This window comes from Archangium sp. (assembly GCF_036277355.1).
Lineage (GTDB): Bacteria > Myxococcota > Myxococcia > Myxococcales > Myxococcaceae > Archangium.
In genome coordinates, this window is sequence record NZ_DASUNC010000198.1 from 84254 (window position 1) to 93722 (window position 9469).

The window sequence follows — 9469 nt, forward strand, 5'->3', positions numbered from 1 at the left end:
CCCGGGTGCCGGGACGTATCCTCCGCGTCCTCCTCCGTGGGCGCACAGCGCCGCATCCAGGTGTCCGATGGTCAAGCTCCGATGGCTCCAGGTGAACAAGTTCCGCACGGTGAAGCCAGGGACACGGCTGGCCTTCAACCCGGGCTACAACGTGCTGCTCGGACAGAACGGCACCGGGAAGACCACGCTGCTCAACCTCGTGGCCGCGGCCATCAAATCGAACTTCGCCGACTTCAAGGACGAAGAATTCGACCTCTCGTACGAGCTGGAATCCGACAAGGCAACGGCAACCCTCTCGGTGCGCAACCAGAACCGCGCTCTCCCGATATCCCTCAACTTGAAGGATATTGCGTTCGAGCATCCGCAGCCTGGCGCATGGGTATCCGAGGGCGTGATGCACTCTCCCTCCCTGTCCGTCAGTACGAGCATTTCCAGCAAGAAAACAGGCCTTCACGTCCAACTCGACCTCGAGAACCAACGGGGCTCGGCGCGACGTACAGATGAAGCGGTGCCGGGCCCCTCCCTCGAATTCGATCTGTCCCTGCTGAAGAACTTCCCACCGTGGGTGTTGCTCGTCACCGCGCTGGAGCAGTGGGGAGACAAGACCTCCACCCCGCGGGAGCTGCTCTCCGACTTCCGTGAACTCTTCCTCGAATCGACAACCAGCCGCTTCGACGAGTCACTCGAATACTTCAACAAACTCGGAGAACTCCCTCTCGAGTTGTTCCGATACCCGGACGGCCACATCGCCTCCAGCGGAGCCCTTGATCCCACCGGGGTGATGAATGAGCCGCTTGGTTCGCAGGCACGCGGCAAATGGGGAGCACCCGAGTACCTCCTGACAGATGCCAACCTGCAGCCGTTGAAGCAGACCCTCCAGCTCCTGGACTTCGAATCCGCCGAAGCCATCCTCGAACTGGTGGACTCGCTCAAAGGCCAACAGATCGACATGATGCGGCTCGGCAACCTCCGGTTCTATTTCAGCCACCGTGGAGGATGGAAGATCTCGGAGAAGATGCTCAGCTATGGCCAGAAGCGCGTGCTCTCCTTCATGTTCTATCTGTCCACGGCCAAATCGACCGTCATCGCCGACGAGCTGGTCAATGGCCTCCATCATCGATGGATTCGCGCCTGCTTCGAGGCACTCGGTCCACGTCAGGTCTTCCTCACCAGCCAGAATCCACTCCTCCTCGACTACTTGAGCTTCAAGTCTCCCGAAGAGGTGCGCTCCGCCTTCGTGCTGTGCCGGTGGGAGAAAGGTCCCGAGCAGATGGTCTGGGAGAACATGTCCCAGGAGGCCGCCGCGGACTTCTTCGACTCCTACAAGGTCGGATTCCAGCAGGTCGGTGAACTGCTTCAATCGAAGGGGCTCTGGTGAGCGGCCAGGCCCCGCATCCCTCGGTCATGGTGCTGACCGAGGACTCCGGCGCGGGCGCCTATGACACCGTGTGCGCCCTCTCGAAGGAGATGCTCAAGCAGCTCGTCCCCGGCGTGCAGACCCACCGCGTCCACTTCACGCCCCTGGCGGACGAGAATGCCCGCCGGGCCATGCATGCCAACCTCTGGAAGAGCACCCGCCCGCTCGACCAGCCCAACATCCGCCTGCTCATCCGCAGCATCATCACCGAGCTGCTCAAGCCTCACGGATTCGTCCTCTACCACATCGACGGCGACCGGCCCTGGTCCGAGCAGGAGTCGAGCGAGAACGAGCGCGAGTTCAAATCGCGCATGCTTCCACCCATCGAGGCCGGCATCCGCGCCTACTTCCAACGGCAGCCGCATGACGCAGCGGCGCCCGGCGAGCGCATGAAGCGGCTCCGCCTCCTCGTGCCCTTCTACAGCATCGAGGCGTGGCTCTATCAGAACACCCGTGAAGCACGGCGCCTCTGCGAGGAAGAGGGCTGCAAACAGTGCCCCGTGAAGCTCGCGGACTGGGAGAAGGACCGCGCGAGCCTCGACGAAGTCATCCGCCCCAAGGAGGCGCTCTGCTTCCAGGACAAGCACAACGCGCACCTGGCCTCCTCGGGCTTCCCGGCCAGGCAGGTCTACGACGCCGGAGCCTCCTTCGCTCGCGCGGTCGACGGACTCCTCGACTGTGACGCGCTGACCACCGCCCTGGAACGGACCTACGCTCCCTCCGAGCCGCAGTCGCCCTGATTCACGGAGACCCGGCTCGGGCCCACGGTGGTCGTGCTCACCGGCCGCAATGTCTCCTGGCGCCGCTTCGAGGAGCTGGTCCGCGGGTGAGCCTCACGATTCCAGAGGCGGACTGTCGAGGCCGTTGAGCACTTCCTCGGCCATCCGCCGGTACTGCGGCACACTCTCCACGGCGAGCACGTCACGCATCTGTTGGCGGGCCCCTTCGAGCTCTCCCGCGTCCCGGAGGCTCGTCATCCGGTACATCGCGCGCAGGAATCGGCGCTGCGCCTTCTGGAAGCGGGAGACAATCACTCCCATGAGGGCCTCGGCGCCTTCCGGACTCTTGAGGAACTCTTCTGCCTCGGCTTCACCGATGGCCGCCGTGGGGGCGGTGCGGCGCAGGAGGGCGAGCAAGTCATCGGTGAGCGCCAAGGCGTGCCCCTGCTGGGTGCGTTGCAGGAGAACGGCGAGTTGCTGCCGGTCGTGCAGGTCCGGATTGAGCTGCCCGGTTGTGCGCACCTCCGCCAGCCCGGCCAACTTCTCCAGGGCAATCTCGGCCTGCTCCCGGTAGAAGGGGACGACCTCCACGGCGAGCACGTCACGCATGAGTTGCTGGGCACCGTCGAGGTCGCCCGCATCCCGCAGGTCGTAGGCCCGGTTTTGAGCACGACTCAGCCGCCACGAACCCTCAAAAATGCGGCGCCAGATTTCTTGTAACAGCGTCGTAGCGGTAGACAGGCTGAGGAGGGCGCTCTCCACATCCTCGTCGCTGATGGCCACCTCGCGGGCACTTCGCAGCAAAAGGGCGCACGTTTCATCCGTGAGTTCCAGGGGCTCGCCTTGCTCCAGGACCCGTCTTGCCAGTGCCCCAATGGGGTCCCAATCCATCCGCCAGCCGGACATCTTCGCTCCTACTTCCTACTCGTACGGCGTTCAGGGCACCTGTCACCCGGCCATTCGTGCTGGCTCTCGCAATGCAGACCGGGTCGTGGGGCATGCGCCTTGCCGCAGCGGACCATATCCGTTAGGTTGGTTCGTGAAATGCGGAACTTCTTACCTCCCCGGTCTACCCTGCTTCTGGCTCTCCTGGCGTCCACGGTCATGGCCCATGGACGCGAGGTCAACGTACGAAGCGCCTACATCTCCGGCCGCTCGAGCGAGGGGGTTGATCGACTGTACGTGGCTCCCGGCGCGGCAACCCTCCTCCGGTTTCAGCAACCCTGTGATTCGGCGGGAACGAAGATGCTGGGGTGGGAGGGTCGCTTCGAGCCGGTGGGATGTACCGGGAAATCGGTCGTCATCGTGCCGCTCGTGCGTCTCGAACCCGAGGACCGATTCCTCCTGGTGGTGAGGCTTGCCGATGGGACGCAAGTGCCCTTCACCTTGTCGGGTGCCAACCGCGAGGATGCGAGGCCGCCGGACCAGCAAGTGAACATCTTCCTCGAGCCAGACACCCGCGAGACGCTCCAGGAGCAGCTCGAGAACGCCCGAGCGCGAGAAGAGGGTCTGCTGGATGATGTGCGCCGCTTCTACCGGGAGGACACGCCAGATCATGCGCTCGCGAAGCTCGTCGCGTCGGGGGCCATCCAACAAACCCCGTTCAGGCTCTTCAAGAAGCGAATCATCAAGAGCGAAGGCGAGGAAACGACGGTCCGGATCTACAAGGGCAAGGCCAAGGCCGCGGTCCTCTTCACCGTGAAGAACAATGACCCCTCGAAGCCTTGGAATCTGCTCGAGGCCCGCCTCGTGACGATTCGCCCGGGACAGGACCCGGAGCCCTATGTCTTCGGGGACAAGAAGCCGTTCGCGTTGCGTGCGGACCGCGACGAGATCGCTCCTGGCGAGTCCGGGAACGTGGCCGTCGTGGTGGACAGAAGCGCTTTCACGGCCGAGAACGGGAGCGCTGAATTGCTCCTGGAAATCTATCGCGAGGATGGTTGGAGACAGGCCTACGTTGTTCTGGATGAACGCCTCACGCGCGAGTAGGAGCGCCCCTCATGTCAGTGAATAGAACCCTCCTCCTCCCTTCGATTGGCCTGATGCTCACGTCCCTGGGCTGCCCTGCCGCGGGCGTGGCCCTGCGCGCGGATGGCACCCCCGGACCCGAGAAGTGCTCGGAAGAAGCGCTGAAGACGATGCGGATTCTCCGGATGCACGTCAGTGATGCGGCAGACGTGGAGCTCGACGCCAACCAGATTGGCGCGAGGCCCATCACGCTCTATGAGGGTCCAGTCGAGAGCGTCCTGGATGGTTCGCTTGGCACGCTCGAGCCCATCACACGGCTTTACGGACGGGTATGGACCACCGGGCCCCAGGTGGTCATCCGGTACTACGAGGCGAAACCCCCGGATGGAGATACCGTGCCCATCTGCGCGGTGGCCCGGCTCGGAGACGGTCAGCTCAGGAAGCGTCCGGAGTCGAAGCCCGGAACGGCCATCATCGAGTTCTCCAACGCCTCGGTCTTCGTGGTGGACGCGTTCCGCTGAGCCCGACTCCCCGCCGGTGCTCAGCCCCGGTGTCGCTCCGCCACCCGGTAGAGCCAGGTGAGGGAGCAGTCCAGCAACGCCTGTCGCGAGCGCATGTAGTTGCGGGCCCGGAGGAATGGAAACCAGACGCGGTCGCCCACGAGCACCTGGGCCTCCTCGCGCTTCTGCCGCGGAATCCACCGGCCCCCCAGGTTGCGCACCAGCACCTCTCCCAGGTACGCGCCAATGGCGGGCACCGCGTGCTCGTCAATGGCTTCCCTCAGACGGCTCTTCGGAAATTCCTCGCGCCAGAAGTAGAAGTCGGCATCCGTGAGCGACTCGGGCGTGGCCTCGAAGACGGAGGGCACCTCCGAGTGCAGCAGCGCTACGAGGTGCTCGGCCAGGTCGCTGTACTCCTCGAGCGAGCGCTCCGGGTCGTCCACGTCCGCAGGCAGGGCGGAGCCGGCGGGGCGCCACTCCTCGGGCTCGGGGGGCTGCCACGCGTTGAGCTCGGCAATCCTCCGCTGGCGCTCGTGACTGGCGGCGCGGTCCACCACCCGCGAGAGGAGCGGGGCCAGGTCCGGGTGGAAGCGAGGCTCCACGGGCGCGAGCCTGGCACTGCGCTCCTGCAAGGTGCACAGAATCGTGTCGAAATCGAGGTCCGGCCGCAGGTGGGCGTGGGCGCGGGCCTGCGCCAGCCGTGCCTCCTTGCTGGCGAAGTCCGCCACCGTGGGCCACGTCACCAGGAGGATGGAGCCATTGGGCAACTCCTCCACACGGTGAGCCGGCGTGGACAGCATGCGCTCGCGGCCCACGGTTTCCACCAGCTTGGGGCCAAACACGTTGAGCCAGAACACCTCGTAGATTTTGTCGAACCCGTCCCGGTACTCCGTCTCGTCGTCGCGGCCGAAATTGGGGGCTCCCGCCAATGTTCTGTCGTCGGTACCGTGGGCCATCGCATAGGTAACCGGGTACCGAGAGGCCCAGACGCGCACCAGTTCCACGAAATGGCGGCAACGCTCCACTTCCGTGAAGAAAGAGAGCGGCTTCACCTTGAGCAGGATGCCCAGTCCGGGAGCTCGCGGTGGGAGCCAGAGACTGAGCGACATGTCCAGCACGGGCCAATCCGTCCGGTAGAGCCCCAGGGCCGTTCTGTTCCCATCGCGCCGCTCTTCCAGCGCCTTCCAGACGGCGGCACGGGCGTACTTGCGTTGCCGCTTACCGTTGACGACATCCGGCATCCACTCGCCGGCGTACTCCTCGAGCGCCTGAAGAAGGGGCGCCAACTCGTGCTCCAGTGCCGCTTGCGGGTTGAAAGCACCGTCAAATATGAGTTTGAGGCTGTCCTCCGGCTTCACGCCGTGAAATTCCAGCACCTTCATTGGAATGACACCACCACTCCGGGAACCGCATTCTTGGTCGTGTTCACGGCTCTATTCAAATCGTCAATATCCGTGGGCCTGAGTGCGCCTCCCTCGTAGACGAGGCGGACCCGCTGGACGGGCACCTCGCCGACCGCGCCGAAAAGACGTTGGAGGGAGTCGCGGCGGATGTCCAGCCTCTCGCCGTACTTCCGCAGAGCCTCCCTCGCGTCCTCCATCATCTGCGCTTCCAGGGCTTCGTACTTCAGCCCCGAAAGGTCGCGGCTCTTGAAGCTGAACGTCTCCACGCGCCGTGGCCCTCCGCCGAGCGCACCCTCTTCGATGACAAGTACGTCCGCGTAGCGCAGGCCAGTGTCCGGCTTCCTCACGCCCACCTGGATTTCGATGCGAGGTTTTTCGAAACTGGCATCAGAACACCTGTGTTAGTGGGAATGGATGTGACGACGGTGGTGTTGCTTGGATCCGCGAGACCGCCTTTCTCGAGCGAGGGTTGCCTGGATGCGCCGCTCGACCGCAGGTGTCAGCCGGAAGCAGAAACTGCCCCCCGGCAGAGCACGCTCAGGCGTGAGGATGCCCCTCCTTATCCAGTACCGCACGGTGTTCCAAGTTACTCCGTACTTCTCGACGAGGCCGCGAGTGGAGTAGCGGCCATCAGGCAGACGGGCCGGCGGGCGCGGGCGGCCACTGGGGTGTAGGCCGGGCGGTGGATTGCCCGGCTCGTAGCCCTGGGCGCGCGCCTTGGCCAGCAGCGCCTCCAGTTGTGGCGTCATCTCGAACCAGAAGGGCTCCGTCCCACGTTTGGGCATGGGCGTGCGGCTGTGCACGGGGGTGACCAGGCCGCGTCTGACCCAGTGGTGGACCATCGCGACCGTCACCCCGAAATGAACGACCAGTCCTCTGGTGGAATAGAGCCCCTGCTCGTCGCGCTCGGGCATTCGCGTGTTACATCCTCCCGGGCGTCGCCCAGCAGCAATGCCCCGTCGCGTGCGAAGGACCGCCACGAGCCGCGTGTTGAAGGCTTGGCGCAGGCCGCTCTTGAAGCCACGCCGGTTGAGGTCCTCGGCTATCTGCGTATCGGAGTAGTGCTGCCGAGCCAGGCGCCGGATTTCGGCGATGACCTGTGGCGGCGTCCTTCTGGCCTCATGCATGGTCGGCCGAGGTACCAGCAACTCCGTTATAGCCCCCGTCTTCCAAAGGATTCGGATGCGGATGGCTCGTTTGGGCACTTCCACCGGCGAGAGCACTACCTCCTGGATGAGCAGCCGCAGTATCCGTTTCTTGTCCGAGTTGGTCGTGGTCGGTGCGTTCCACAAGCCAGGCAGATCACGTGCGAGCGCCAGTATCTTCTTCTTGTCCTCGTCCGACAGTTCCAGCTTGTGCGTGCTCCGGGCCTGCTCGTACTCGTGCTCCACCTGAGCGAGTTCCTGGAGCTTCTGGTTCCAGCGTGTCTCCAGCGTGCGGGCCACCACGCGATTCTCCGGCTCCACCGCGTTGTACTGGCGCTCGGCGCGCTGAGCCTCGTAACGTGCCCGCTCCAGGCGCAGCTTCCACTGGCGGTCCACATCAGCGGCCTGCCGTTCCACTTCCTTGAGGACCGCCAGCGAGAGGTCCAACTCGGGCGGCGCGAATGCCGCGAGCAGGGTCTCCACCACCTTGTCATCAATGCGGCGCGCGACGGTGGACCAACAGTTTCCCTCACCGTAGTTGTGCCGGCTGCACTGATAACTGGGGCTGTGGGCGACGGGGTAGAGCGGGCTCATCCGCCGGCCACACTTGCCACACAGCACCAGTCCCTGGAGGAGCGCCTGCCCGTTGCGAGGAGCGCCTCGGCCATGGACATACCCGCTCCTGACCGCGTTTTCTTCTATCCGTTTCAAGTTCTCCAGATGTTCTTCCCAGGTAATGTACCCAGGGTGTGCATCGCGGAAGAACGCGTGCCATTGCTCACGGGCCTCGAGCTTCTCCTGCTTGCGACGCACCACGCCTCCGACGAGGACACGTCGCTCACGGTTTCGTCCCCAAGCATAGGCACCGGCGTACACCGGATTGCGCAGGATGGAGAGGGCATGAGGGACGTCCAGCACGTGCCAGCGGATTTCGGCGGGAGCGCCCCGGTGGGCATGCCGCGAGGGGAAGAGCAGCTTGTTGCGGGCAAAGTAACGCACGGTGCCGCTGACACTGCCCTCCAGGCGGAAGCGCTCGAAGAGAAGGCGGATGGCCTTCTGCACCTGCTCGTCGGGATCGAAGACGAGCGCGCCGTTTTCGAAGACATAGCCGGTGGGAGGGGGGAAGACGAGCTCTCCCTTTTTGGCCTTGTGCAGGATGCCGCCTCGCAGGCGTAGGTGCATGGAGTGGCGCTCGGCGTCACTCATGGTGCCCTTCATGCCCAGCACCAGCCTGTCGTTGAAGTCGTTGGCGTCGTAGACACCATCGTCATCAATGATGAGCGTGTCGGCGAGCGCGCACAGGTCCAGCAGCCGATGCCAATCCGCCGAGGAGCGCGCCAGTCGGGACACCTCCAGCGACAAGACGGCGCCCACCTTGCCGAGGCTGACCTCTGCCGTCAGCCGCTGGAAGCCCTTGCGCTGAGTGGCACTGGCGCCGCTCTGCCCCAGGTCCTCATCAATGACCTCGACCTGGGCGGCGTCCCAGCCGAGCGTCTTGGCCAGCTCCACCAGGGCGTACTGGCGCTCGGTCGACTCGCGATGTTCGTGGACCTGCAACAAGGTGGACTGGCGGATGTACACCAGAGCGGGTCTGGCCAGGTGCTCTGGCCGAATCTTGGTGCTCATCGCTTGCCTCGCGTCTTGAGGGAGACTCGGTGATGACTTTGAGCAGCACGTCGGCCAGCACGCCCAGCAACTCGTGCCGGGCCGCCGCGGGTAGTGCGGCGTAGAGCGCGCCCGGCGGTGGCCGGCCATGGGTGCTTTTCGTCCGACGCACCACCTTCCTGGTCATGAAGCTGCAACCTATGCCTCAAGTCGTCAAGAAGGGCACTGAGCTTGCGGAGCGATTCAGGGTGGAGCTTCGGACATTTCCCTCGGAACTCGAGCGGAGTGGGCCAGGGCCTCAAGTCCGTCCAGTCCTCGGGGATTTTGGCGGGTCGGCCATCAGGAAAGAGCAGCACGACACAAGGGCGTCCGAGGTGCCGGATGTGCTGTAGCAGAGGAAGCGTGCGACCTGCGAACGGATGGAGTGGGTGGGTGATGACCACCGAATCTCGCGACCATTGCGACAATGCGGGGGTGCGTCGATGGAGGCTTGTCGAAGCCCCCCAGGAAGCGGCGCTCGGCCCGAGGCTTCTGTGCGTCGTCTCGCAGAAGCCTCACCATGTCGCGCTCGAAGGCCAGCCCCCGGGCAAACCATCCGCGCAACTGCTCGTAGCCTTTCCACTTGAGGGGGCCCTCGGCGGCCGTGCCCTGCTCCACCTCCTTGAAGCGCTTGTCGTAGTACTCCACGTACTCGCGCCAGCGCGGGCTGCCC

The 9469-nt window shown here is 64.7% G+C and carries 9 protein-coding genes and 1 pseudogene; 4 read left to right on the top strand and 6 right to left on the bottom strand.

What is annotated here, in order from left to right; translation table 11 throughout:
* Window positions 1-91: 91 nt before the first annotated feature.
* Window positions 92-1378 (top strand): AAA family ATPase, encoded by a 1287-nt coding sequence (locus VFZ09_RS48840; RefSeq protein ID WP_329734732.1) that lies wholly within the window; start codon window positions 92-94, stop codon window positions 1376-1378.
* Window positions 1375-2157, top strand: a complete 783-nt coding sequence (locus VFZ09_RS48845; protein WP_329734733.1) for a hypothetical protein — start codon at window positions 1375-1377, stop codon at window positions 2155-2157. The genes VFZ09_RS48840 and VFZ09_RS48845 overlap by 4 nt, the downstream gene beginning before the upstream one ends.
* Window positions 2158-2250: 93 nt before the next feature.
* Here VFZ09_RS48845 and VFZ09_RS48850 read toward each other — a convergent pair whose 3' ends face one another.
* The gene (locus VFZ09_RS48850; RefSeq protein ID WP_329734734.1) at window positions 2251-3042 is read right to left on the bottom strand and encodes a DUSAM domain-containing protein; all 792 of its coding nucleotides are present in this window, start codon (window positions 3040-3042) and stop codon (window positions 2251-2253) included.
* Window positions 3043-3141: 99 nt separating this feature from the next.
* Between VFZ09_RS48850 and VFZ09_RS48855 the strand changes: the two genes are divergently transcribed.
* Both VFZ09_RS48855 and VFZ09_RS48860 read left to right on the top strand, forming a co-directional pair.
* Window positions 3142-4125: a DUF2381 family protein gene (locus VFZ09_RS48855; protein ID WP_329734735.1), complete on the top strand. Its 984-nt coding sequence runs from the start codon at window positions 3142-3144 to the stop codon at window positions 4123-4125.
* A 53-nt stretch (window positions 4126-4178) separates the two neighbouring features.
* Complete coding sequence (locus tag VFZ09_RS48860; RefSeq protein ID WP_329734736.1) at window positions 4179-4625, top strand: serine/threonine protein kinase; 447 nt, start codon at window positions 4179-4181, stop codon at window positions 4623-4625.
* Window positions 4626-4645: 20 nt separating this feature from the next.
* On the opposite strand, the gene VFZ09_RS48865 is transcribed toward VFZ09_RS48860, so the two are convergent.
* From VFZ09_RS48865 to VFZ09_RS48880, 5 genes and pseudogenes are all read right to left on the bottom strand, one after another.
* Window positions 4646-5986, bottom strand: a complete 1341-nt coding sequence (locus tag VFZ09_RS48865) for a hypothetical protein (RefSeq protein WP_329734737.1) — start codon at window positions 5984-5986, stop codon at window positions 4646-4648.
* Complete coding sequence (locus VFZ09_RS48870) at window positions 5983-6354, bottom strand: hypothetical protein (RefSeq protein ID WP_329734738.1); 372 nt, start codon at window positions 6352-6354, stop codon at window positions 5983-5985. The genes VFZ09_RS48865 and VFZ09_RS48870 overlap by 4 nt, the downstream gene beginning before the upstream one ends.
* A gap of 54 nt (window positions 6355-6408) precedes the next feature.
* Window positions 6409-8778 (bottom strand): recombinase family protein, encoded by a 2370-nt coding sequence (locus VFZ09_RS48875; protein ID WP_329734739.1) that lies wholly within the window; start codon window positions 8776-8778, stop codon window positions 6409-6411.
* A complete protein-coding gene (locus VFZ09_RS51845) occupies window positions 8775-9200 on the bottom strand; it encodes a DUF5372 family protein (protein ID WP_414640815.1) in 426 nt (141 codons plus the stop codon). Before VFZ09_RS51845 ends, VFZ09_RS48875 begins: the two co-directional genes overlap by 4 nt.
* Window positions 9097-9469, bottom strand: a pseudogene (locus VFZ09_RS48880) (hypothetical protein); the annotation flags it as partial. The gene VFZ09_RS51845 and the pseudogene VFZ09_RS48880, both read right to left, overlap by 104 nt.